Annotated in this window: 20 protein-coding genes and 1 pseudogene; 6 read left to right on the top strand and 15 right to left on the bottom strand. The window is 57.3% G+C overall.

Annotated features, from left to right (window positions below; all coding sequences use genetic code 11):
• Window positions 1-71: 71 nt before the first annotated feature.
• From RHN82_RS19845 to RHN82_RS19790, 12 genes are all read right to left on the bottom strand, one after another.
• Window positions 72-554: a type VI secretion system tube protein Hcp gene (locus tag RHN82_RS19845; protein ID WP_014884229.1), complete on the bottom strand. Its 483-nt coding sequence runs from the start codon at window positions 552-554 to the stop codon at window positions 72-74.
• A gap of 180 nt (window positions 555-734) precedes the next feature.
• Window positions 735-1,160 (bottom strand): T6SS amidase immunity protein Tai4 family protein, encoded by a 426-nt coding sequence (locus tag RHN82_RS19840; RefSeq protein WP_047051735.1) that lies wholly within the window; start codon window positions 1,158-1,160, stop codon window positions 735-737.
• Window positions 1,157-1,663 carry a type VI secretion system amidase effector protein Tae4 gene (locus RHN82_RS19835; protein WP_047051736.1) on the bottom strand — a complete coding sequence of 169 codons (507 nt, stop codon included), beginning with the start codon at window positions 1,661-1,663 and terminating at the stop codon, window positions 1,157-1,159. The genes RHN82_RS19840 and RHN82_RS19835 overlap by 4 nt, the downstream gene beginning before the upstream one ends.
• A gap of 65 nt (window positions 1,664-1,728) precedes the next feature.
• The gene (gene tssC / locus RHN82_RS19830; protein WP_006810956.1) at window positions 1,729-3,228 is read right to left on the bottom strand and encodes a type VI secretion system contractile sheath large subunit; all 1,500 of its coding nucleotides are present in this window, start codon (window positions 3,226-3,228) and stop codon (window positions 1,729-1,731) included.
• A gap of 3 nt (window positions 3,229-3,231) precedes the next feature.
• Window positions 3,232-3,756 (bottom strand): type VI secretion system contractile sheath small subunit, encoded by a 525-nt coding sequence (gene tssB, locus RHN82_RS19825; protein ID WP_008502644.1) that lies wholly within the window; start codon window positions 3,754-3,756, stop codon window positions 3,232-3,234.
• A 75-nt stretch (window positions 3,757-3,831) separates the two neighbouring features.
• Window positions 3,832-4,848 (bottom strand): type VI secretion system protein TssA, encoded by a 1,017-nt coding sequence (gene tssA, locus RHN82_RS19820; protein ID WP_047051737.1) that lies wholly within the window; start codon window positions 4,846-4,848, stop codon window positions 3,832-3,834.
• Between the two features lie 11 nt (window positions 4,849-4,859).
• Window positions 4,860-5,576 carry a type VI secretion system-associated protein TagF gene (tagF, locus tag RHN82_RS19815; RefSeq protein ID WP_047051738.1) on the bottom strand — a complete coding sequence of 239 codons (717 nt, stop codon included), beginning with the start codon at window positions 5,574-5,576 and terminating at the stop codon, window positions 4,860-4,862.
• A 16-nt stretch (window positions 5,577-5,592) separates the two neighbouring features.
• A complete protein-coding gene (gene tssM, locus RHN82_RS19810; RefSeq protein ID WP_047051739.1) occupies window positions 5,593-9,213 on the bottom strand; it encodes a type VI secretion system membrane subunit TssM in 3,621 nt (1,206 codons plus the stop codon).
• Window positions 9,214-9,215: 2 nt separating this feature from the next.
• The gene (locus RHN82_RS19805; protein ID WP_047051740.1) at window positions 9,216-10,454 is read right to left on the bottom strand and encodes a DotU family type VI secretion system protein; all 1,239 of its coding nucleotides are present in this window, start codon (window positions 10,452-10,454) and stop codon (window positions 9,216-9,218) included.
• A gap of 17 nt (window positions 10,455-10,471) precedes the next feature.
• On the bottom strand, window positions 10,472-11,815 hold the full coding sequence (gene tssK / locus RHN82_RS19800) for a type VI secretion system baseplate subunit TssK (RefSeq protein ID WP_047051741.1): 1,344 nt from the start codon (window positions 11,813-11,815) through the stop codon (window positions 10,472-10,474).
• Window positions 11,816-11,843: 28 nt separating this feature from the next.
• On the bottom strand, window positions 11,844-12,347 hold the full coding sequence (tssJ, locus tag RHN82_RS19795) for a type VI secretion system lipoprotein TssJ (RefSeq protein ID WP_015570327.1): 504 nt from the start codon (window positions 12,345-12,347) through the stop codon (window positions 11,844-11,846).
• A gap of 23 nt (window positions 12,348-12,370) precedes the next feature.
• The gene (locus RHN82_RS19790) at window positions 12,371-12,865 is read right to left on the bottom strand and encodes a hypothetical protein (RefSeq protein WP_006810964.1); all 495 of its coding nucleotides are present in this window, start codon (window positions 12,863-12,865) and stop codon (window positions 12,371-12,373) included.
• An 847-nt stretch (window positions 12,866-13,712) separates the two neighbouring features.
• Here RHN82_RS19790 and RHN82_RS19785 point away from each other — a divergent pair.
• On the top strand, window positions 13,713-14,693 hold the full coding sequence (locus RHN82_RS19785) for a GlxA family transcriptional regulator (RefSeq protein ID WP_045142100.1): 981 nt from the start codon (window positions 13,713-13,715) through the stop codon (window positions 14,691-14,693).
• 78 nt (window positions 14,694-14,771) lie between these two features.
• Window positions 14,772-15,783 (top strand): annotated as a pseudogene (gene gap, locus RHN82_RS19780) (type I glyceraldehyde-3-phosphate dehydrogenase).
• 41 nt (window positions 15,784-15,824) lie between these two features.
• Here gap and RHN82_RS19775 read toward each other — a convergent pair.
• Window positions 15,825-17,012: an MFS transporter gene (locus RHN82_RS19775; RefSeq protein ID WP_047051742.1), complete on the bottom strand. Its 1,188-nt coding sequence runs from the start codon at window positions 17,010-17,012 to the stop codon at window positions 15,825-15,827.
• Between the two features lie 115 nt (window positions 17,013-17,127).
• Here RHN82_RS19775 and RHN82_RS19770 point away from each other — a divergent pair, with 115 nt between their 5' ends.
• Window positions 17,128-18,084 (top strand): AraC family transcriptional regulator, encoded by a 957-nt coding sequence (locus RHN82_RS19770; protein ID WP_047051743.1) that lies wholly within the window; start codon window positions 17,128-17,130, stop codon window positions 18,082-18,084.
• 160 nt (window positions 18,085-18,244) lie between these two features.
• Complete coding sequence (locus tag RHN82_RS19765) at window positions 18,245-19,927, top strand: alpha,alpha-trehalase (RefSeq protein ID WP_047051744.1); 1,683 nt, start codon at window positions 18,245-18,247, stop codon at window positions 19,925-19,927.
• Window positions 19,928-20,017: 90 nt separating this feature from the next.
• Here RHN82_RS19765 and RHN82_RS19760 read toward each other — a convergent pair whose 3' ends face one another.
• Window positions 20,018-22,120 (bottom strand): TonB-dependent siderophore receptor, encoded by a 2,103-nt coding sequence (locus RHN82_RS19760; RefSeq protein WP_047051745.1) that lies wholly within the window; start codon window positions 22,118-22,120, stop codon window positions 20,018-20,020.
• Window positions 22,121-22,280: 160 nt separating this feature from the next.
• Here RHN82_RS19760 and RHN82_RS19755 point away from each other — a divergent pair, with 160 nt between their 5' ends.
• Window positions 22,281-23,012: a flagellar brake protein gene (locus RHN82_RS19755; RefSeq protein WP_022651421.1), complete on the top strand. Its 732-nt coding sequence runs from the start codon at window positions 22,281-22,283 to the stop codon at window positions 23,010-23,012.
• Between the two features lie 37 nt (window positions 23,013-23,049).
• Here RHN82_RS19755 and emtA read toward each other — a convergent pair whose 3' ends face one another.
• Window positions 23,050-23,661 (bottom strand): membrane-bound lytic murein transglycosylase EmtA, encoded by a 612-nt coding sequence (gene emtA, locus RHN82_RS19750; RefSeq protein ID WP_017384310.1) that lies wholly within the window; start codon window positions 23,659-23,661, stop codon window positions 23,050-23,052.
• 107 nt (window positions 23,662-23,768) lie between these two features.
• Here emtA and ldcA point away from each other — a divergent pair, with 107 nt between their 5' ends.
• The gene (ldcA, locus tag RHN82_RS19745) at window positions 23,769-24,683 is read left to right on the top strand and encodes a muramoyltetrapeptide carboxypeptidase (protein WP_047051746.1); all 915 of its coding nucleotides are present in this window, start codon (window positions 23,769-23,771) and stop codon (window positions 24,681-24,683) included.
• Window positions 24,684-24,775: the final 92 nt, after the last annotated feature.

Here is a 24,775-nt window from a genome sequence, read left to right as displayed (position 1 = left end):
CATCCCTTTGTAACCGAAATTAAGTCTCTGTAAATAATGACCGGGGAAAACTCCCCCGGTCACGCGCGCAATTACGCTTCTTTGTTTTCTTTGATGTTCCAGCCAGCGCTGCTTTCAGCACCTTTACCACCGGCAGTGGTCTGCTCCCAGTACTGCTGTTTCACTTTCGCAGCCTGGAATGCATAGGTCACGCCAACGGTATCGCCGTTGTCTGCACCCGTGTACTGAACGGAAGTCACGAGAACGTCTTCCAGGGTGATGCGGGTGTATTCAACCTGCTGACCACCCGCTTTGCAGACGGACAGTTCAACTTTGGTCAGGTGTTTACCGCTTGCGCAGTGTTTCAGGATTGCTGTAGTGGATTTGTCGATCAGAGCGTTAACGTGCAGGTCGTTAAAGTTAACTTTACCGGCACCGCCGCCACCGCCAACGCTCATATTACCTGGCTGGGACGCGCCCCAGGAGAAGGAGGTAATATCAGTCCAGCCGGTGTGGTTAGAATCTTTAGATTCGCCCGTAACACCCTCGACCTTCAGAAACATATCAATAGCCATAATATCTACTCTTCGTGGATGAACAATATTGCTTTCGAAAAAGCCCTTATATGGCAAACAGGAAAGCATGGGGCTGAATAAAACCGTCCATATTTTACCTCTGCCTCATATCAAACGACCCGTGTCATTTGACAGTCTTACATTCCCCCTGAATGAAAGGAAAGAATGTGAAGTCTTTTACTATTGTGAATTATCCTGAATCCAGGTGCGGTCAGGATTTCCGATGATTAATTGAGGAACAAGTTGATTAAGTTCGTCACTATGATAAAGACGCAGGCAGTTTAAGGTTACGCCTTTTACATCGGGTTTTCTCTCAGAATGAAAGGCGTTGGTTGCGCCTTTATATTTATTAATAAGAGCATTAATTTTGTCATTGCCATTCTCAATATCGAAAGGCACCCATTCCAGTAAGGCGCTACTGCTACGGGCTGCATCCAGAGAAAACTGGCTTTTATCATCTGCAACTTGTGCCAGGCAGCGAGAAAAAACAACGTCTTTAACAACTTGCTTATAAGGCATTTTTTTGACAAACGACACCGGATCGTCAATTGCATACACAGAGGCGGAACTGGTGAGCAACAGTAGACTAGCAATCATTTTTTTCATGGCAACTCCCAAAAATTAGCTTTGGTCGTCGAGTAATTCGTCTCCGGCGCATTGAAATAACAGTGATCCGAACAGGTTAAACCATTCCAGAATGTTGCATGACCTGCGGCGTCACTCCAGCCCTGTACCTCAAACAGAATGACGCCCTTTTTGTTGGCTAATTGCTGAACGGGTAAGGAAGGATAACTCACGATCATGTCAGGTTTACCCCACTGACGCGTCAACCAGGCAATGACATCCTTTACGCGGTAGAAGTACCATTTATTATCAGCACCGGATACCGTGAGATTTGCAATACGCGGAACGGGATGCCCGGTATAGTTAAGAACATAACTCATGCGTACGGCACAACTATTTGACCACCCGCCCTCGTCTGGCGGTATTTCGAAGTTGTGCTTAACTTTGCCGCCGATAACTTGCTTAACTTTGCCGATAGAATCATTTGCATCGTAAATACGTGTTGCCGCCGCCCAGGCAGCAACAAACGAAGGTCTCGCGGTCATATTTCCTCTCAAATTTCCATACTATAAAGCTAACGCCGGGCAAGGCCCCCCGGCGGCAATTATTATTACGCGTCCTTCGTCTTCAGCGATGGCAGTTTAGATACCAGACGCAGGGAAACGGTCAGACCTTCCAGCTGGTAGTGTGGACGGAGGAAGAACTTCGCGGCGTAGTAGCCCGGGTTGTCTTCGATTTCCTGCACCTGCACTTCCGCCGCCGCCAGCGGTTTGCGGGACTTGGTCTCCTGGGAGGAGTTCGCCGGGTCGCCGTCCACGTAGTTCATCACCCAGTCGTTCAGCCAGCGTTCCATCTCTTCGCGCTCGCGGAAGGAGCCGATTTTGTCGCGCACGATGCACTTCAGGTAGTGAGCAAAACGGCAGCAGGCGAACAGGTACGGCAGACGGGAGGCCAGGCGCGCGTTAGCGGTGGCGTCCGGGTCGTGGTACTCGGCCGGTTTTTGCAGGGATTGCGCGCCGATGAAGGCGGCGAAGTCGGAGTTTTTGCGGTGCACCAGCGGCATAAAGCCGTTTTTCGCCAGCTCGGCTTCACGACGGTCGCTGATGGCGATCTCGGTCGGGCACTTCATGTCCACGCCGCCGTCATCGCTCGGGAAGGTGTGGCACGGCAGGTTTTCCACCGCCCCGCCGGATTCCACGCCGCGAATCGAGGTGCACCAGCCGTACTCTTTGAAGGAGCGGTTGATGTTGGCTGCCATCGCATAGGCCGCGTTCGCCCAGGAGTAGCTGTTGTGGTTCGCGCCGTCGGTCTGCTCTTCAAAATCGAAGCTGTCTACCGGGTTGGTGCGAATGCCGTACGGCAGGCGCGACAGGAAGCGCGGCATCACCAGGCCCAGATAGCGGGCATCTTCTGATTCACGCAGTGAACGCCAGGCAGCGTATTCGGTGTTCTGGAAGATCTTGGTCAGGTCGCGCGGGTTAGCCAGCTCCTGCCAGGACTCCATCTGCATCACGCCCGGCGCGGTGCCGGTGATGAACGGACAGTGGGCCGCAGAGCCGATGCGCGCCATCTCGCCCAGCAGCTCAACGTCCTGCGGGCTGTGGTCGAAGTAGTAGTCGCCCACGATGCAGCCAAACGGCTCGCCACCGAACTGGCCGTACTCCTGCTCGTAGATTTTTTTGAAGATCGGGCTCTGGTCCCAGCCCACGCCCTTGTAGCGCTTCAGGGTGCGGCCCAGTTCCTGCTTGGAGATGCTCATAAAGCGGATCTTCAGCATCTCGTCGGTTTCGGTATTGTTCACCAGGTAGCTCAGGCCGCGCCAGGCGCTCTCCAGCTTCTGGAACTCCTCGTGGTGAATGATCTGGTTCACCTGCTGCGAAAGCTGCTCGTCAATACCGGCAATCAGGTTCTGAATGGTGCGGTAGGTATCGTTTGAGAAGGTCACGGTGTTTTCCAGCGCCTGCTGCGCCAGGGTTTTAACCGCGCTTTCTACGGCAGAGCGCGCCTGATCGGTTTTCGGGCGGAACTCTTTATTCAGCAGCGCGCTGAACTCGTCCTGGCTGAACGCCTGGCCCGCCTGCTGATCGTGTTGTTGAGTCTGGTTGCTCATTGATTATTCCTCGCTACCTTTCGCACTTTCGTCATTTTTTGGCAACTGGCTCAGGGATTTGAGCAGCGTCGGATCCTGGAGAATTTTCGCGATCAGCTCTTCCGCACCGTTTTTACCGTCCATGTAGGTCAGCAGGTTGGAGAGCTGGGTACGGGCTTCCAGCAGCTTGTTCAGCGGCTCTACTTTGCGGGCCACCGCGTCCGGCAGGAAGTCGTCCATGCTGTCGAAGGTCAGATCGACGTTGAGCTTACCTTCGCCGGTCAGGGTGTTATCCACCTGGAACGCCACGCGCGGCTTCAGCGCCTTCATGCGTTCGTCGAAGTTGTCGATGTCGATTTCCAGGAACTTACGCTCGTCGACGGCTGGCAGGTTTTCCACCGGCTTGCCAACCAGATCGGCCATAACGCCCATCACAAACGGCAGCTGAATTTTGCGTTCTGCGCCGTAGATCTCTACGTCGTACTCGATCTGCACGCGGGGAGCACGGTTGCGTGCGATGAATTTCTGTCCACTGTTACTCATTGCCATGATGTTCTCCATCAAAGATGCGCGGTGAAGGTGAAACGGCAGACTCCATGCCTGTCGTCATAATGCCAGGACGCGTCATTCGCGGCGTCCAAAGATGTTTTCCAGTTGGTTAACGCCGTCTGGCGCCAGGTCGCGAATAATGTCCATAAAGTTGAGTTCAGACAGCCGCTGCACCCGTTCAATCATCAGCGGTGCGGGATGGCTGGGTTCGTACTGCGCAAAATACTGTTTCGCTTTTTCCAGCATCAGCTGGGCGTCGGCGCGGCTGGTCACCTGCACGCTGCGCCAGTCCGTCACCTGCTGAACGGGCGACGCGGCCACCGGCTGCGGCTCGGCTTGCTGGTCAGCCTGCGCGTCACGGTTCGGCAGCAGCTTGCTGATATCGGTCACCTGACAGGCGCTGGAAACCAGCCCGACGGTTTTCAGCAGCTGTTCCATCTCCGGGACGCCACTTTCCCCGAGATAGCCGGTAAGCAGTTCGCGGATGGCCAGCAGGCGTTCGTTGATCACGATTACCGCTTCGGTGCCGGGCTGATCGCCCCGGGCCAGCTCATCGATCAGTCGTGGACGACCGCCCGGATAATCCGGATGCTCGGTTTTACTGCCGTCAAGCAGCGCCTGGGCGTCACGGAGCGAAATCTCATCGCCGTTTGAGCGGAGCAGTGAGGCGTTACGCACCGCGACCGTCAGGTCAGATTTATCGCTCAGCCCGGCGAGGGCGTTAATGCGGTAGAACGGATCGGTTTCGCCATACTCTTCCAGCAGCGGGTAAAGTTGCTCCCAGTAACGGGACAGGGCTTCCTGCACCAGCAGTAGCCCGTCGGCGTAACCTGCCAGCCCGCGACGACGCGTCCAGGCATGGGTTAACGCCAGCATGACGCGAAGATCTTTGGTGCGACCCAGCAGGCTGGTGGCGAGTTTTTCCACCGTGTTCCAGTCGGCAGGCTCTGCCGGAATGATGGTGTCGCCAAACTGCTGCTCGGCTTTGCCCTGACTGGCCTGCCCCATGGCCTGGAAATCAGCGTCGTACTCCAGGTTTTCACCGCAGGGGTTATCGGGGCTTATCGGCGCGAGAAATTCATCGATATTCATAAGATCCCTGCTTATTCAAACATAGGCGGGTAAAGACCGTGGCGGCCCGGACGGGCGCCGCCTGCCGGATCGAACAGCAGCGTAAAGAGCTGCCCGGTGAAGTTACCGCTGTGGACGTGGGTGTACAGCGGATAGCCGTCGCAGCGGTTTGTCCACCAGTAGCTGGTCTGGCGCAGCGGATCAAAACACTCCGCCGCCTGCGGCCAGCCCAGCGTGCTCTGACCATCGTCGTCATAACCAATCACGTCGAGAATGTCGGAACGCTTTTGCGGCTCAACCGGCTGGGGCGCCGGGATGGTCATCAGCATTTCATCCAGCTGGGAGGCAGAATAGCTGTTACGCACCGCGTGCAGCCCCAGACGGCCAAGCTGCAGGTACCAGCTTTCAGCCTGCCCGAGCAGGCGGGATGACCACTCGGCGGGGGTGAAGCTCAGTTGCAGGCATACCGGATAGTGGCGGCCTACGCTGTCACGGCCCGGCAGCAGGCAGCCCATCTGAATCATCTGGCTACCGAGCATCGGCGGGACGACAAAGTTCCACACCGGGGCTTTAGAAAACGGGCGCTCGCCGCTGCGCTGCTCTTCCTGTTGCCAGGCCAGCAGGCCGACCTGGAACCAGTGCGACCACTGGCGTTGCAGGGTATCCGGAAAGCGACGCTGCAAAAAATCTCCGGCGCTGGGTAATTTGCCATACCAGCTATAACGGTTCATCGCAGGGGTATTCGTCATACGGCTGTCCTTGCGGTTATGGGCATGAGAAACGGGGAAGCTGGAACGGGTTACGGATGCTGTTCGGGGCAAACTCCAGCGTGACCTGATGTCCGTCGACGTTGAAGGTCGCCTGACGGCTCAGGCTACCCGCGCCAGGGCTGGTGCGCGCCTTGTCGAAAAAGCGGTTGAGCGCCCAGGAACCGTTGGTCACCAGCGTTGCGGTGCTGCCATTGGCCAGACCGAGCTGCATACGCACCTGGTTCGTCCCGCCCGGCCCCGGCCAGTTCATGATCTGCACCGCCTGCGGACCGTGGCTGTAGCGCAGCAGCTGACCGTCCACGTCCAGCGTCAGGTTCAGAATGGTGTTGTCCATCCGCACGGTGCGCACCGTGACCTTAAAGGATGGCGTGGTCGCGCCGTTGGCAAAGAAGGCATCGCGGACAGACTGCGCCTGCTGGAACGGACGCAACAGCCCTTCGCTGCCCGGCAGCGTTTTACCGTCGATGCCCGGCATAAAGCGCCAGTTCGCCTGGGTGGTGTCCACCTTGTTGGTCAGGTTGTCGCGGAAAAAGGTGTCCATCAGTCCGGTGCCCGGCGCGAACATGCGGGCGAGATCGTCCGGCGTCACCTCGGTGCTGGCGCTGCGCACCAGCGGATAACGCCCGGCAATCGCCTGACGGCAGAACCCACCCACTTCCACGTTGATGCGCTTACGCACGTTCTCCAGATCGCGACGCTGGGTGTCGCTGCTGGCGCCGACGGCCATATTGCTGAACATGGTTTGCAGCCCGCCCGGCAGACGGCCCGCGCTGGCTTGCAGGCGGCTGATTGCATCCCCGCCCGGCGCAGGCATACCGCTGTTTGCCGCATCCTGAACGGCGGTCAGGTAACGATAAAGCTCGTCAACCTGCTTAAGAAAATCGTCAAAGACGATGGTCTTGCCACCCTTCTCCAGCGGCTGCGCCAGCTCAATCATCGGCGCATAGTGGTCAGTCACCAGTTGCTCAGGCGCCTGCGTCACAACCGCGCCCTGCGTCGGGGCTTTGTCACCGTTGCTGAACAGCGCTTCCAGCGTGCGGGTGGCGCGGTTGCTTTGGTCTTCCGCTTTCTGCGCATCTTCCGGCGCTGGCGCAGTGCGCGACAGGGTCAGCACCTTGCTCAGGTTAAGCACCAGACGGCGCAGCGGCGAGTTGGTGCCTGAAAGCAGGCGCGCGGTGTTGATGCGCTGGGAAAGATCGGCGCTGTTGTTGAGCTGAATGTCAGCGAGAAAGCGATCCCAGTTGACGATAAAGTCGCGCATGTAGAGCTGGCGCACGGCGTTGTCGATCTGCTGTTTATCTTCCTGGGCGGTGGTCGCTCCCAGTACCCAGGCGTCGTCCTCGTGCAGGGCGGTGGTCACGCTGTCGATCTGGTCGTTGAAGCTCTTCCAGTAGCCGTCCGGCGTATAGAGGCCCGGTACGCCCTCACTCACCGGCTTGCCGCTTTTACGGGAAAACACCAGCTCGCTCTGCGGGCCGCCGAGATCTGAAAGCGAAACCGGCTTCAGGTTTTCATCATGCTCCAGCAGACGTTTCAGGCGGCCATATACGCGTGTTGAGAGCGGCTGCTGGTTGATGAGCGCCCTTTCACGTGCGACCAGATCCTCATCCTGCGCATACGGTGAAGCCTGAATTTTTGGCTCCAGCAGCTGGGTCAGGTGCCATTCCAGCTCCTGAAGCTGCGCCTGCGTCACGTTCTGCGGCAGGTTGCGTTGCAGGTTGAGCATCACCCACGAGTGCAGGAATTTGCCGTCATAGTGCTTCGGCTGGTAGAGCATTTGATAGGCTTTCAGCGCCTCATAGCTGTACTCCACGTCGCTGCCGTTGTCGTTGCGCAGCCAGGTGGTAATGTGCATTGCCACGGCGGGCAGCAGCATCTGATCCAGCGCCTTCTGATACAGAGACTGCGAGGCATCGCTGACGTCATCCCCGCGATAAAGCCCCATGCGGCGGGAAACCGGCGGGTCGTTAACGTCGAAGGCATCGCTTTTCGGCAGATCCACCAGGCTGTTAAGCAGCGGCAGAAGCGCAAACAGATCGCGCTGGGGCTGGTTTTGCAGCGCCTTGCTCTGCTGCTCCAGCATCGGCACTTTTGCGTCCACTTCTTCCAGATAGGCTTTATTTTTGGCGTAGCTGGTCAGCCACAGGCCACCCAGGATCACCAGCAGGGCGAGCAGCGCCGCGTAGCCGGACCACATCACCGCGCGGTTGCGCAGCTCCCACCAGCGGTTTTCCCCGGCGATGCCCGCTTCCTGGAAAATCACGTTTTGCAGCAGGTTTTTAATGAAGAAGCTTTGGCCTTTCGCGCCTGGGATCGGCGCCTCTTTGCTCACCGAATCCCAGCGCGTGCTTTCTTCCCCTTCGGGCAAGGAGAGCGCGCGGTTCAGCTCGCCCATCACGCGGTCAAACGGCATCCCTTCCTGAGTGCCGCTGGCAAAGTAGATGCCGCGCGGCGAAAATTCGGTTTCGAAGTTTGAGCGGGCAAAGACCGTGCTCAGGTAGTCTGCCAGCAGCGGACGCAGCGCGGCGAACTCCTGCGGGAAGAGATAGGCTTCCGCACGGGTTTTGGCGTCATGCTCTTTGAGCATGGTTTCCGGAAGGCCAGCATCCAGACGCTGTTGCAGCAGGGAAAATTCCTGCTGGAAGTTGCCCATCAGGTCGTAATCTGCGTGTTTGGTCTGCTCCCACGGCAGCGTAAAGCCCCAGATCTGGTCGCGCTGGGCTTTGTCGTAATCCGCAAACCAGGCGCGGAAGCCTTTAAGTAGGTCCGCTTTGGTCACCATCACATACACCGGGAAGCGAATACCCAGCTGTTCATGCAGCTCGGAGAGACGCTGGCGCAGGTTGACCGCCTGCTGGCGCGAGGCCTCAGCGGACTGCGTAAGCAGGTCGGAAATGCTGATGGTGATAATCACGCCGTTAATGGGCTGGCGACGGCGGTATTTACGCAGCAGGTTGATAAATTCCAGCCACTCCCCGGCGTCCTGAACCTGCTCGCTCTCCTGAGTGGTGTAGCGCCCCGCGGTATCCAGCAGAACCGCCTCGTTGGTGAACCACCAGTCGCAGTTGCGTGTGCCGCCAATGCCGCGCAGCGCGGTTTTACCGAAGCGATCCGCCAGCGGGAATTGCAGCCCGGAGTTGGCCAGCGCGGTGGTTTTACCGGAACCCGGCGCGCCAATAATGACGTACCACGGCAGCTGATAGAGGTACTGCGTGCTGAAGCGCTGCGTCCACTGCGCGCCATGTCCCGCTTTGCTGAAGTGGGCTTTTTTCAGCATCTGGGCGGCTTCATCGAAACGCCCGGCAAGGATCTGCTCCTCGCTGTTCAGACGTTTCTGCGGATCGGCCGTCTCCGGGCTGGTGGTATTTTCGTTGAGCTTGTCCATCAGCTTACGGTTCAGCCAGGCGTTATACAGCCGCGGCAGAATGTGGCTCTGGGCCCAAATCAGGTAGACCACCGCAATGCTGATGACGCGGTTCTGCTCTGATTCAAGGGGCCGGGTATCCACGATGGACAACAGCGGGCCAATCATCCAGATGACCGCCGCGAGCGCCGTTACGCCCAGGAAGCTCCACAGAATGCGATTGGTCAGTATAGAAAGTAGAGTAGTCAGCATCCTTAGTTTCCTTGCGGCAATCCGTTCAGCTCGGCCTGGGTATTGTCAGGCGATACCAGCAGCGTAATTTCCACGCGGCGGTTACGGGCGCGATTTTCAGGCGTGGTGTTTGGCGCTACCGGGTTGATCTCGCCCCGCCCTTCGGCTTTGACGCGCTCAGGCTGCGAGAGGCTGCCCTGGAGCTGTTTTTGCACCGAACGGGCGCGCTCAAGCGAGAGTTCATAGTTAGAGGCGAAGCGTGCGCTGCGGATCGGCACGTTGTCGCTGTACCCCACCACCAGAATTTTGCCGCTGACGTTATTCATCGCCTGGGCGATGCGGTCGATGACCGGCTCATAGCGATCGCGCACCACCGTTGAGGCCGAGGCAAAGAGTCCGTCCCCTTTCAGGATCACCACGCTGCGATCCGCCTCATCCTTAACGGCCACCAGACCGGCATCAATTTCCGGCTTCAGGAAGCCGCGCAGGTTCAGCACCGCCGGCAGCTGACGCGCAGGCTGCTGGAAGGTGGTTTCCGGCAGTTGGGACTGGTAAATTTTCGCCAGCACCGGGCTGGTGTTATCACCCAGACGCCAGTTCAGCACGATATAGAACAGGCAGGCGATAAAGCCGACCAGCGCCACGCACGCCCAGAGTGGGATCATCGGCCGCCAGAGCTTGCGCAGTACGGGGCGATCTTCCGGGTGCGGCGAGAGCGGCGGCGGGTAGCTGCCGCGCACGCCACGGATCATCTGCCACAGGCGCTGTTTGATGGTTTCAAGCTGGGTCCGGCCATTGTCCAGCACGCGGTAGCGACCTTCAAAGCCGAGCAGCAGACAGTAGTTGATCATCTCCAGCAGCAGAATGTGTTCGCGCGGATTCTGCGACAGACGCGCCAGCAGCTGGAAAAACTTCTCACCGCCCCAGGTTTCGTTATGAAACGTCACCAGCAGACCATTGCTTGACCAGACGCCGCTGCTTCCCCACGGGGTCAGCGCGGCGGCTTCGTCCAGCGCCGTGCAGAGGCAGTAGCGCGCGCCGACAATCACTTCATACGGTAAGCCCGCCTGCTGGCATCGCACCTCGAAACGGCGAATTTCGTCAATCAGGCGCTGGCGCAGCCCGACCTGATCGTCGTGGGAAACCGAATGACGGATTTGCGGAATCGCATTGAGCAGCGGATTGGCGGCCGCCACCAGCTGATTGTTCCCACTGGCTCCGGTAAACACGGCATCACTGCCGGTATCCTGTCGTTCCTGCATATTAAGCGCTCGCTTTATTATTCTGTCGGGCTACGGATGGCCCAGAACTCCATATCGAGACCCGGGAATTCCCCTGCGAGATGCAGCGCGAATGCCCCGGACTTGTCCATCTCGTGCCACAGTTCGCTGCCCCTCTCGAGTTCGAAATAGCTGTAGCCTGCATGCCACGGGATCTGCGGCGGCGCGACGGGCATTGCCCGAAGCATGATGCCCGGCAGCTGGAGCTGAACCAGATCGCGAATTTTCGACACTGGCGCAACCTTCATCTGGGCAGGGAAATGGGTTTGCAGGTGTTCGCCGGGGACATTGGCTTTTACCGCCAGCACGAAGCCAAATTCGCGGACCATGCTGGTCTCCGGCACGGTGGCGATGTTCAGCCCGTGGGAGCGTTCGTGCAGCGGCAGCTGGATGGCATGATCTTCCATGACCAGCGACAGCCCCTGACGCAGCATCAGCATCAGTTTGCTGAAGCAAACGGCGAGATCGTCATGGTCGTATACCGGCAGTATGCTCTCTGCGGTACGCTGCGGCGTCCAGGTGGCGAGCTCCGTGGCAAACGGCAGCCAGCTGCGCCAGAGCGCTTCCGGGTGAAGCAGCGGCAGCGTTTTTAAATGTGAGACGTCGCCAAGGTGGCGGTTGATCAGCGAGAGAAGCGTGAACTCAACCATCTCAGACGTATTGAAACGCCCCGGCTGGCGCAGGCGCCCGCCGATCTGCTGGCTACGCTGCACCAGCAAGCCGTGCAGGTCGTTGATCATGCCGTACAGCTGCGGGCTGTTATTGGCGTTCAGCATTGGCGGGATGTAGCTGTTATCCAGCCGCACGTGGTTGTCGTTGCGCTTTTCGGTAACGTACGCCACGCCGATGGCGGTCCATTCTGCCGTCAGATCTTTCTCCAGCATCAGGGTCAGACGCAGGCGGCCAAACTGGACCGTCGCCTCCCCGACCGACATGGCGTTGTCGTCTTCCACCTCTTGTTCAAAGGTAATAAAACGCGCCAGAGAAGACGGCTCCTCGCTGAAAATCACCTCTTCACGGCCACCGCGACGAACCGGCAGCGCAAGCACCACCTTTTCGTTGGTGAGATTATCGGGGATTTTTAGCGGGGCCGGACCATTGCGGTCGCTGCGAACCTGGAAAAAGGTGCTGTCAGGCAGCAAACCGCTACAGTAGCTGAGGGCAATACAGCCCTGGCGTAGCATCGCTTCATCCAGCTCAAGGTCGAGAAAGCCCCAGAGATACGATCGCTGCAAGGCCCCCCACTCACGAACGTGGTTGAGGAGGTAACTTTCTGTCCGCTGGAAATGGTGGGGACGCAGGAACATGCCCTCGGTCCAGACGACCTTTTCTGCTTTCGTCATGATGATCTCTTTCCTGTTATGAAGGGCGTTACTGGCTGATGACCCGGATACCATTTACGTCAAGAAAGACGCTGGCCTGGAGTTCATCTGCGGACCATTTCCAGAACTGGTAAATCGCGTTTTCGCCGGGAACAGGCAAAGGAAGTGAGACGCGCCATTTTTTGCCGTCCAGCGCCTGGTATTCCGCCATCACGCCGATATAGCGCGCTTCCGGTGAGCTTTGTCCGCTCAGGGTTTTCGAAAGCTGGCCCGGCATCAGGAAGAACACATCGCTGTTCAGCAGATTCGCGCCAAGCGTGGCTGACGCGTTGTTCTGTAAGGAGTAGAAGTCACTGGACATGAAATCCGCATCGGATTTCAGCAGCAACACTCTGACCTTAAGCGGCGCAGAATCATTGATTTGAGGATGAGCCTGAAACTGAAGATTGTAGCGGGAGGGGTCGCTGTGTGAAGACGACGTACAACCACCGATCAGCGCGAAAATCAACGCAAAAAAAGGGAACCACATCCGATGAAAATTTTTATTATTCATAAAAATATGCTCGTGAAACCCGTTTAGTTCAGGATCCAGGTACCGTTCGCGCTGTCTTTGCAGGCTTTGCTGTTGCCATCGACATCAACACAGGTGGTTTTCTTGCGCGCTTTCGGGCGCAGTGCCTGTTTACGTACGGTCGCTTCGTACTGGTCAGCCTTGATTACGGCACGCATCGGCACATAACCAATCAGCTGTTCACTCCCTTCATCGGCCAGCGCCATCCAGAAATGTTCAACCTGCCCCAGCACGACGTAAGTTTTACCGGTCTCAAGCGTACGGATCACTTTTCCGCCGTAGTCAGGACGGCTCATCAGGGATGCCGGGTACATGGCACGGTACGGTTCATTCACCTGAGTGAACTCCGCCGGAGGGGTAACAGCGTGACGGTGGGTCAGCGTGATGCCATTCACCTGGCTGGTCACAATCGTATCATCGGTGATCGCTGGTTTCTGCGGCGCCTTACAGCCCGCCACCGCCATAACAAACAGAAGTGATAACAATACGCGCAGTTTCATATGCTTTTCCGTAGCGATATTTAGAGGATGAAGAGAGGGGATAAAATTTGACTTAGGTGCTATTGTTAAAATAGTCGGGATATTTTCAGCAGGTAACTATTTTAAGGCATAGCTACCGCACGAGCCCGACAGAAATGGGCCCAGCATGCTCCTGACATATTTTGACAAACGGTAGACAAGTTTACATGAGCTTGTCATCAATTCAATATTTCCCGCCTGCTTAATGACGTTTAATGATACGCCCAATGCATTATAGGATTAATCTCATAAAAAATGCGCACTTAGCTAAAATCGTCTTTTTCTTAGACGAATTAAGTCCGTAACTGTATGAAAATTAATGGCTAAACAGGCAAAAGAGAACCACTATCATTAACGTAACCCCTTATTATCGCCACTACCATAATTAGTAGAATTTCATTTTTTCTGTGCGCTGGGGGATATATCTGGGATATTTTCATTGTTGCATTCAAAAGATAACTTTTATTGTGCATGAGCGTCCCGCATTAACAAATGGCGGCGAAGAAAATGGCAGGGATTTAATTTCGCGATCCGAAATAACCTACCCGAAATTATCCTCAGGGTTTATTTTTTGCGCCTTAATAATTAAGCCTGACTACATCTTTTTGTTCTTTTATTGTTCAGCGCGCTCCCTTGCAGCCCATAAACTGGGGGTTTCAGCGGCGTTGACAGTGAACCACACGCAAGAAGTTTTACCGTTACTACATATTTCTTTTACTTCTTCCCAACATTTGCCGTTCCACACTTTCACCCGGCACGCCTCATTTATCTCTGCGACGGTGTTCGTCTGCCGCTTGACTTATTTTGTGATAAAGGTACTTTTCAGGACATGAAGAAGATCCTGATTATCGTACCTGACGGTGGCATGTTGTTTGAGGCCGCCGGTATCGCCGACATTCTGATGCAGGCCAACCGGTTGCACCCGGACGGCCTTGAGCAGCCCCGCTATCGCATCATTATCGCCACCACCCAGCCTCACCTGGTGATCCACGGCCAGTCCGGCTTGAACCTGCTGGCGGACTATCGCCTGCCGGAGCTGGATCCGCGCGAGCCGCTGGACACGATCATCATTACCGGTCGCGGCATGAATGAGCAGGAGAGTACCGCCGTGGTGGACTGGCTGCACCTGGCCGCGCCCCATGCGCGCCGCGTCGCCTCTGTCTGCGGCGGGGCCCTGCTGCTGGCACAGGCCGGGCTGCTCGACGGGCGCCGGGCAACGACCCACTGGCGGCTGCTGGAAACCCTGAAAACCCGCTATCCTGCGGTCAACGTTGAGGGCGGCCCGCTCTATGTTCAGGATGGACCCGTCTGGACGTCCGGCGGCGTCAGCTCCGGGTTTGACCTGACGCTGGCGCTGGTGGAGGATGATTACGGCTTCACCCTCGCCCGCAATGTGGCGCAGGATATGGTGATGTACCTGCGCCGGCCTGGCGGCCAGCTACAGTTCAGCCGCTATAATCTGGAGCAGTCCGGCGCGACCGGACCAGTCAGCGAACTGCAAAGCTGGATCCTGCAAAACCTCACCGCAGATTTGTGCGTCGAAAGGCTGGCCGAACGGGTCGCCATGAGCCCGCGCAATTTTACCCGCGTGTTTACGCGTGACGTGGGCGTGCCTCCGGCCCGTTATGTCACCGAAGCGCGCCTGGCCGCCGCCCGGCAGCTTCTGGAGCAGACCCAGGATCCGCTTGAGGTCATTGCCGAAAAAAGCGGGTTTGGTACCAGCATCAACCTGCGCCGCGTTTTTGAAAAGCAGCTTCATCTCACGCCGGGCGAATATCGCCAGCGCTTCCACTGCCGCAGAATGGCGTAATCTGATCCTTTTTTGTCATTTACGCCATCCGACCTGACGCCTACAGTAACTCCAGACAACACAGATAAGGAGTGCATCATGGTTAAGGTCGGTATTAACGGTTTCGGCCGTATCGGACGTAATGTCCTGCGCGCGGCGCTGGGCAACCCGGATCTCCAGATTGTGGCCATTAACGATCTGACGGACAGTAAAACCCTCGCCCATCTGCTGAAATATGACTCTCTGCTCGGCACGCTGCCGGTGCCTGTGGAAGCGGCGGACGGCGCGCTACAGGTTGACGGGCAACGCATCACCGTATTCAGTGAACGTGACCCGGCAAACATTGCGTGGAAAGACGCTGGCGTTGAGGTGGTAATCGAAGCCACCGGCTTCTTCACCGAACGTGAAAAAGCGGCGGTACATATCACGAGCGGCGGCGCAAAACGCGTCATTATTTCCGCCCCGGCTAAAAATGACGATCTGACGGTGGTGATGGGCGTGAACCACACGCTGTACGATCCGGCCCAGCATTTTGTGGTCAGCAACGGGAGTTGCACCACTAATGGTCTGGCGCCAGCGGCGCAGGTGCTGCACCAGCAGTTTGGCATTGAGCACGGGCTGATGAACACCACGCATGCCTACACCAACAGCCAGGCGCTGCATGACCAGCCGGAAAAAAGATCTGCGCGGCGCGCGCGCGGCAGCATTATCCATTGTGCCTTACTCCAGCGGCGCGGCAAAAGCGCTCGGGAAAGTGATCCCCGAGCTTGACGGTAAACTCACCGGGTATTCCCTGCGCGTGCCGGTTCCGGTGGTGTCGATTGTCGATCTGACGGTGACGCTGAGCCGCAACGTGACCGCCGAAGAGGTGAATGACGCGTTCCGTCAGGCTGCCGCCAGCGGGCCGCTGAAAGGCATTCTGGGCTACAGCGATGAACCGCTGGTCTCCCGTGATTATCAGGGCGACCCGCGCTCATCCATCATCGACGGGCTTTCAACGCTGGTGATTGGCGGGAATATGGTGAAGATCCTGTCGTGGTATGACAACGAATGGGGCTTCTCGAACCGTCTGGTGGATCTGGCCGTGCTGATGGATAAGAAAGGGTTGTAGGGCTTAAGCCGGGTGGCGCTTGCGTCCGCCCGGCCAGTGCATCACTCCGCTTTAACCTTCACCCCCATAAACACAATCACCATCGCCGTGACCAGCAGGAAACCACTTCCGGCAAAGACCCCGCTGGCACCGTTAAGATCAAATACCGCCCCGCCACCGGCCGCCCCCGCGCTGATAGCAAACTGGATGGATGCCACCAGCAATCCCCCTGCACTTTCCGCTTCATCCGGGACGGTGGTTGCAAGCCACGTTGACCAGCCCACCGGCACCAGGCCAAAGGCAAAGCCCCACATCGCTACCAGCAATCCGTCAACCATCGCCAGATGCCCAAATAGCACCATAGCGAGTGCCAGCATCCCCATCGCGAACGGGACAAGCGCCAGCGTCAGGCGCAGATTGCGCGCCAGCAGATGTCCGGCGACGGAAGTGCCAATAAAGTTGGCAATACCGAAGCCCAGCAGGATCAGCGAGATGCTCTCCACGCTCACCTGCCCAACCGTTTCAAGGAACGGACGCAGATAGGTGAAGAAAGCAAAATGACCGCTGAAAATAAGGATCGTCGCCAGCATCCCGCCAATCATCCCCGGACGACGCAGCACGCGGAACAACGTACTCAGGCTACCGCTACTCTCCGGCTTCATGGATGGCAGGACCCAGAGCTGCCACAGCAGCGCCAGCATGCTCGGCAGAATGCAGAGAATAAACACGTTACGCCAGCCGATCAGACTCCCGAGATAGCTCCCCAGCGGGGCCGCAACCACCGTAGCAATCGATACGCTGGAGAAGATCACCGCCAGCGCTTTCGGGACCTTATCGGCAGGGACCAGACGCATCGCCGTGGCGGTCGACATCGCCCAAAATCCTCCGATAGCAATGCCCAGCAGCAGGCGACCCATCAGCAAAACGTGCAAAGTGGGCGCAAACGCAACCAGCAGGCTCGAAATGATTTGCAGCACCGAGAAAAACATCAGTACCCAGCGGCGGTCGATACTTTTCGTGGCAGAGGTGATGAGCAAGCCCGTGACCAGCGCCACCAGCGCCGTTGCGGTCACGGCTTGTCCGGCCATCCCCTCGGTGACGCCCAGGCTCGCCGCCATCGGGGTAAGCAGACTGGCGGGGAGAAACTCCGCCGTAATCAAACCGAAAACTCCCAACCCCAGTGAATAGACAGCCCGCCAGGCGGGCTTTGCAGGCGCGACAGCCTCTCTCGCCGTGACACAGGTATTCATTTGTTGGACTCCTGTTATATAAATGTGACTAATGTCGCAAAAGCATAGTGGGTTCACCCTGGACGATCTATGACATATAATCTCCACTTATTGATTATTCGTCCGGAGTTGCGCCATGTCCGTTCAGTCCCCTGATTTGATCAGCGAATTATTGCGCGGTATGCGCCTGTCGGGCGTGAAATACCGCCGGATTGAAGCCAGCGCGCCGTTTGGCGTGGCCTTTCATCAGGCGCCGGGCAAGGCGCAGTTCCACTTTGTCAGCCACGGCACTGCCCTGCTGCGAATGGAGAGCGGCGCGACGTTCGAACTGAACGGTGGCGATGCGCTGTTTATCCCAAACGGTAATGCCCATGTTCTGCTCTCAGATGAACACGCGGATATCACCCCGGTCAGCGCTTTCCCGAGCGAACCCCTTTGCCATTCGGTATGCGCCATTACCTGCGAACCCAGCCCGGAAAAAGAGAACACCATCATCTTCAGCGGATGTATGGATTTTGAACTGGGGGGCATGCAGCCCCTGATAAAGGCCATGCCGGAAGTGATGATGGTGAGCCGACTGATGTCAACCTGGCCGGAGATCCATCCGCTGCTGGCGGCGATGGAACGGGAGTCAATGACGCGCCAGGTCGGGTTCGCCGGGATCCTTGCTCGCCTTGCCGATGTGGTTGCCGCATTGATTGTACGCGGCTGGGTGGAGGCGGGATGCGGTAAAGCCACGGGCTGGGTACAGGTTCTGCGCGACCCGCGACTCAGCCGGGCAATTTACGCCATGCACCAGCAACCGGGCCTGAACTGGAGCGTGGCGGATCTGGCAAAAGAAGCCGGTACATCACGTTCCGTCTTCGCCGAACGTTTTCTGTCTGCCACGGGCACCACGCCAGCCAGGTACCTGACTGAGCTGAGGATGCGCCTGGCCATACAGTATATTCGCCATGAAAATCAGGCGATTGAAACGGTGGCGTTACGTCTGGGATATGGATCGCTGGCGGCGTTTAGTCGGGCGTTTAAGCGTATTGTCGGGCATGCGCCGGGCGCGCTGAAGGAGGCCAGCCAGCCCCCGGAAGCGATCTGACCTTCCTGCGACAGCAAAAGAGAGCGTTAAAGCGCACCCGAATTATCTGGTTATGCGAAAAATGGGATATACAACACGCGAAGTTAACGATATTCGTCTAAGGTTTTCAGGTAATTGACAACAGCGGTCACGCTGCTCAGTGAAGACAGGAGACGAACCGATGATAAGACCTCGCGCACGACGCCCCGCTTTTTTACCCCTTGCGTTGGCAGGCGCACTACTCGGTGTTACCGCATTTGGTTATGCTGAAGACCAGCCAACGAGCCAGCAAAGCTCACCTGATATTCTCCTTGGCCCCCTCTTTAACGAAGTACAGAGCGCCAGACTGTTCCCGGATCAGAAAACCTTTGCGGATGCCGTTCCCAAAAGCGACCCGCTAACCATCCTGGCGGATTACCGGATGCAGCATACCCAGTCCGGTTTTGACCTGCGCCACTTCGTGGAGATGAACTTTATCCTGCCAAAGGAGGGTGAAAAATACGTTCCCCCTGAGGGCCAGAGCCTGCGCGAACACATAGACGATCTGTGGCCTGTTCTGACCCGCACCACCGACAAAGCGAACAAATGGGACTCCCTCCTGCCCCTGCCAAAACCCTATGTCGTGCCGGGAGGACGCTTCCGCGAAGTCTATTACTGGGACAGCTATTTCACCATGCTGGGGCTGGCCGAGAGCGGCCACTGGGACAAGATCGGCGACATGGTGGACAACTTCGCTTACGAGCTTGATACCTGGGGCCATATCCCTAACGGTAACCGCAGCTACTACCTGAGCCGCTCTCAGCCGCCGTTCTTCTCGCTGATGGTGGAATTGCTGGCCACGCATGACAGCGACGCGTTGAAGAAATACCGTCCGCAGATGGAGAAAGAGTACGCTTACTGGATGGAGGGGGCTGATGGGCTCCAGCCTGGTCAGGCGAACAAACGCGTGGTGAAGCTGGATGATGGCTCGATCCTCAACCGCTACTGGGACGATCGGGACACGCCGCGCCCTGAGTCGTGGCTGGATGACGTGACCACCGCCAAAAATAACCCTAACCGTCCGGCCACCGAGATTTACCGCGATCTGCGCTCTGCCGCGGCCTCGGGCTGGGATTTCAGCTCCCGCTGGATGGACGATCCACAGAAGCTGGGTACCATCCGCACCACCAGCATCGTGCCGGTGGATCTGAATGCGCTGATGTTTAAGATGGAAAAACTGCTGGCCCGCACCAGCCAGGAAGACGGCGATACCGCCAGCGCAAGTAAATACGATGCGCTGGCCTCCGCACGCCAGAAAGCCATGGAGAGCCACCTGTGGAACGATAAAGAGGGCTGGTATGCGGATTACGATCTGAAAACCAGGAAGGTACGTAATCAGCTGACGGCCGCAGCCCTCTTCCCGCTGTATGTGAAGGCCGCATCACAGGATCGCGCCGATAAAGTGGCCGCAGCCGCGTCGTCACGCCTGCTGAAACCGGGCGGTATTTCTACCACCACCATCAACAGCGGGCAGCAGTGGGATGCGCCGAACGGCTGGGCGCCGTTGCAGTGGGTCGCGGTGGAAGGGTTGCAGAACTATGGTCAGCAGAAAGTGGCGATGGACGTAACCTGGCGTTTCCTGAAAAACGTTCAGCATACCTACGATCGCGAGAAGAAACTGGTTGAGAAGTACGATGTCTCTTCGACCGGTACCGGCGGTGGCGGCGGGGAGTATCCGTTGCAGGACGGTTTCGGCTGGAGTAACGGCGTGACGCTCAGGATGCTGGACATGGTTTGTCCGAAAGAGAAGCCGTGCGACAGCGTACCGGAGAATCAGCCTGCGGCGAACGATGATGTTGCACCTGCGAAACAGGCGGCGCAGTAGCGCCCCTCACCCTTACCCTCTCCCCGGTGGGGCGAGGGGACGGTTCCGTGACATAGATTGGCCCGGTAGCGAAGCGCCACCGGGCTTTTTTCAGAAGCTGTAGCTTGCCCCGACCTGGAACGTCCGGTCGCGGCCTATCCAGCAGTTGGTCGCGTCATAGCAGGTGAGCGTCTCTTTGTTGGTGACGTTCTGCGCGCTCGCTTTCAGCGTCAGCCCCTCCAGCGATGGCGCCAGTTCGCCCATGCGGTAGGATGCCGCCAGATCGTACTGCGTCGTACCGCCCAGCTTGCCTGCATCGTTGGCTGGCGAGATCTCCATCGGCCCGGTGTAGCGTGCCCCTGCCCCCAGCGTTAACCCTCTCAGCGGCGTGCTGTCAAAGGTGTAATCCCCCCACAGATTAAAGGCGTTCTCAGGGACCTGCGTCGGTCGTTTGCCCTGGTACTTGTCATCTTCGGTATTGATGGCGTGGGTGTAGGCATAGTTGGCAATCAGCGTCAGGTTATCCGTTGGACGACTCATCGCGGAAAGCTCCGCACCTTTCGATTCCACTTCCCCGGTCTGGCGATAGTTGAGGAAGCCCGGATCGCTGGTCACCACATTTTTCTGACGAATGTTAAACACCGAGGCGGTGAAGGTGGTTGCGTATTCCGCCAGCAGGTATTTCACCCCACCCTCCACCTGCTTGCTGGTGGTGGGCTTGACGTCTTTCGCGGTCAGCGTGCCCTGCGGCGATACCGGGGCGAACCCTTCCGAATAGCTGATAAACGGCGAGAGGCCATTGTCGAAGGCATAAAGCGCGCCCAGTCGCTTGGTGAGGCGATCCTGCGATACCCATGCTTTGTCACCGTTTTGCAGATAGTTGGTGGTGACAGAACGGTAGTCGTCATAGCGCAGGCTGGCCAGCACGTTCAGCCCGCCAAACGCAATCTGATCCTGGAGGTAATAGCCATTCTGCTGATAGCTGAGACGGTTTTTCTGCGCGGTTTCAAGCCCCAGCGCATCGTTATCGATCTGCGAGTGATCCGGATGACGCATATCGATACCCGGTGTGGACGAGGCGTAACGATAATGGAAGTGAGAGTTCAGCTTCTGGTAGTCAAAGCCCGCCAGCAGATGATGCTTCCAGTCACCCAGCGCGACGGTTCGGGTGACCTGGTTATCAATGTTGAAGCTCTGTAAATCTTCATCCGTGGTATAGGCAAAGCGGTTTAGCTGGTAGACCTCGCTGCCCGTCCCGGTGGAATAGGCGCTGCGCTGGTGGGTGTCCACGTCAAAGTAGCGCGCTTTCTGGTTAAAGCCCCAGCCACTGTCAAACTCGTGCTCAAAGCTGTAGCCCAGCATCCACTGGCGCTGCTTAAAGCCGCTCCACTCATCCCCGGCATAGTCACGACGATCGGCGTATTTAGACCGCAGATAGCTAAGCGGCATCGGATCAGACGGCGTCAGGCTCGGCGTATTTTGCGCCAGCGCGTCAATGGTCAGGCGCGTTTTGTCATCCGGCTGCCAGGTCACGGAGGGGGCCACCAGATAGTTTTCATAGCGCGTGGTGTGCGCCTGCTCGTCACTTTCCGTCGCCTTGCCCAGCAGACGATAGTTCCAGTCGCTGTTCGCGATTTGCCCCGTGGAGTCCAGGTATCCCTCTTTCAGATTGCGGTTTCCGGTGTTAAAGCCCAGTTCCGTTTTCGCCTCTTTCTGCGGCTTTTTACTCTGAATATTGACCAGCCCGCCCGGGGAGCCGCCGCCATACAGCACGGATGACGGCCCCTTCAGAATATCGACGCTCTCAATCAGCAGCGGATCGATTCGCGCTTTGGTGTTCCCGGTGACGTTATAGGGAAGTTGCAGGCCGTTGTAGAACTCCTGATCGACGTTGAACCCGCGGATTTTGTACTCGCTCATGTAAGAGGTGCTCCCGCGCACCTCCGTGGAAACGCCCGGCGCATAGCGCAGGATCTCGTTTACCGAACTGGCGTGCCGCTGCTCAATCTCTTTAGCGGCAATGGTGTTGATCACCTGCGGCGTTTTACTTTCCGCGACGGCTGATTTCGTGGCGCTGTTGGTCCAGGCAGGGAGCGCGCTGCCCTGCTCTGTGCCTGTCACCACGATGGTGGATTCTTCTGCGAAAGCCTGTGTTTGCAATGCCAGCGTGACGGCGCCTGCCAACGCGCATAACGCAAAACGTGAAGTGCTCATAGTGTCGTCTTGTTATTAGATGGTATTAGGAACGACAATTATTATCATTTCCATTAGCAAATCAATATCAGCGGAGAAAAACAGATCGTTTGTATTAAGTTTCATGCCAGCGTGCCGATAACCCAGAGACAGTCTGTCATCTATCGAGGAGCCATCTGGCGTGAGTAGCTACAGTGAGCAGTTCCTGAAACAAAATCCGCTGGCTGTATTAGGGGTGTTACGCGACCTGAAAAAAGGCGAGGTGCCGCTGCGCATCAACTGGTCAACCAGCCAGTTTATCAGCAAGATCCTGGACGTGACGGCAGAACACCTGATCGTCGATCTGGGTAGCCAGAGCGATGAAAACCGTGCCGCGCTACAGGCAGAAAACCTCTCGGTGATGGCTGAAACGCAGGGGGCGAAAGTCGAGTTTGTCCTGCCTCGCCTGACCACGATCGCGTACCAGGGTTTGCCTGCGTTTATCGCTCCCCTGCCCGCTAACCTCTGGTTCGTGCAACGCCGCGAGTTTTTTCGCATCAGCGCCCCGCTTCACCCGGCCTATTTCTGTAAGGCAAAAATGCCGGATAAAAAAGAGATCCGCTTTCGTCTCTTCGACCTGTCACTGGGCGGGATGGGCGCGTTAATGGATACGCCGAAGCCGGAAGGACTGGTGGAAGGCATGCGTTTTAGTCAGATTGAGCTGGATATGGGCGGATGGGGACGCTTCTGGTTTGACGCCCAGCTGATTGCCATCAGCGAACGCAAGGTGGTGGACAGCAAAAACGAAACCATTACCACGCCGCGACTGAGCTTTCGCTTTCTGAATGTCGGGCCAGGCGCCGAACGGGAATTACAGCGCATCATCTTCTCACTGGAGCGTGAAGCGCGGGAACGCGCGAATAAAGTGCGCTGAAAGGCGTCGGGCAGCGCGCTGCCGCCCGACAAAGGCGTTACATGGCGTCCATCGCTTTCTGTACTTTCCAGATATAACGTGGAGCCTGTGCTGACGGATGATTCTTCACAACGTGCTCGAAGAATTCATCTTTATCCATATCGTTAATCTCTTCTATCGCCTCTTTGCGATCGGATGAGAAGGTTCGGAGCAGCGCGCCGGCTCCGTTAACGTACGACACCACCAGCGCATATTGCATCACTTCCGGATCGTCGATCCCCTTCAGAATGCCATGCTCGAGAATGCTCAGGTAAGCGGTTCCCATAGAGATATTACGTTCCGGGTTTTTCAGCTCGCTGGTGGATGGCTGACCCTTCCAGCCCATGTAGCGATAGACCTCTCTTCCCGCCGTCGAGGCTTTTAACTGCATCAGCCCCACCGCATTCGATTTACTCACCAGCGTCGGGTTGCCGCCGGACTCCACGGCAATGATCGCCGTGATCAGACGCGGGCTCACGCCCCAGGCCTTCCCGGCTTGTTCGCTGATCGGCATCCACTGCATGGCCCGCTTTACCGGCACTTCAGGGTTCCAAGGGGGATTTTGATAATCATGTTTTGAACTACAGCCAGCGAGCAGCACAATCAAAAAAGCAAACCATCTCAATTTCACGTCATCTATCCTTATAGCCGGTCATCGCGGTACGTCGCCCCTTGAAGCAGGCGGCGTATAAGCGGCATGATATAGACAATTAGATTCTCATTCAGCAAGGAATTGCCATGCCTCAGTTTCATCTCATCGCACCGTCAGGCTACTGCATCAACCAGGAGGCGGCACAGCGGGGCGTTCAGCGCCTGCTGGAAATGGGCCATCAGGTAGAAAATCAGACAATTATCCCCCGCCGCATGCAGCGTTTTGCCGGTACGGAGGCGCAGAGACTGAGCGATATCAACAGCCTGACGACGCTGGAAGGTGAAAACACCATTGTGCTGGCCGTGCGCGGCGGCTATGGCGCAAGCCGGTTGCTGGAGAGCATCGACTGGGCCGGGCTGGCCGCGCGCCAGCAGCAGGATCCGCTGTTAATCTGCGGACACAGCGATTTCACGGCGATCCAGCTCGGCCTGCTGGCGTTGCATAACGTCATTACCTTTAGCGGCCCGATGCTGGCTGGCAACTTTGGTGCGCTGGAGCTGGATGCGTTTACGCAGGACCATTTCTGGCGCGCCCTGCAAAACCCGACGTTTACCGTCGAGTGGCAAGGCAATGGACCGTACTGGGAATGTGAAGGACAGCTGTGGGGCGGCAACCTCGCGATGCTGGTGTCGCTGATTGGCACGCCGTGGCTGCCGCAGATCGCGGACGGCATACTGGTGCTGGAAGATATCAACGAACACCCGTTCCGCGTCGAACGTATGCTGTTGCAGCTGTATCACGCCGGGATCCTGGATCGGCAGTCGGCCATTGTGCTGGGCAGTTTTAGCGGTTCAGCCCCTAACGATTACGATGCGGGCTATTCCCTGGAGACGATGATTGATTTCATTCGTTCCCGCCTGGATATCCCGGTGATCGCCGGTCTGGATTTCGGCCATGAGCAGCAAACCGTTACGCTGCCGCTGGGTGCCCGGGCGCACCTTGTACACGATAATTCAGGCAGTCGCTTAACAATCAGCGGTCATCCGGTCTTAAAGGCATAAAAAAGCCGTTATTCCCCCTCAATAAAACGCTGTTAACGTTGTTAATATGTTAGGGTTTTAATAACAGCGTTCACATTGAGGTGGGAGTAAGA

It is taken from the genome of Enterobacter cloacae complex sp. EB5 (assembly GCF_031432835.1).
GTDB lineage: Bacteria > Pseudomonadota > Gammaproteobacteria > Enterobacterales > Enterobacteriaceae > Enterobacter > Enterobacter hormaechei_C.
The sequence above is the reverse complement of the archived record's forward strand: the minus strand, read 5'-3'. Positions and strand labels throughout refer to the sequence as shown.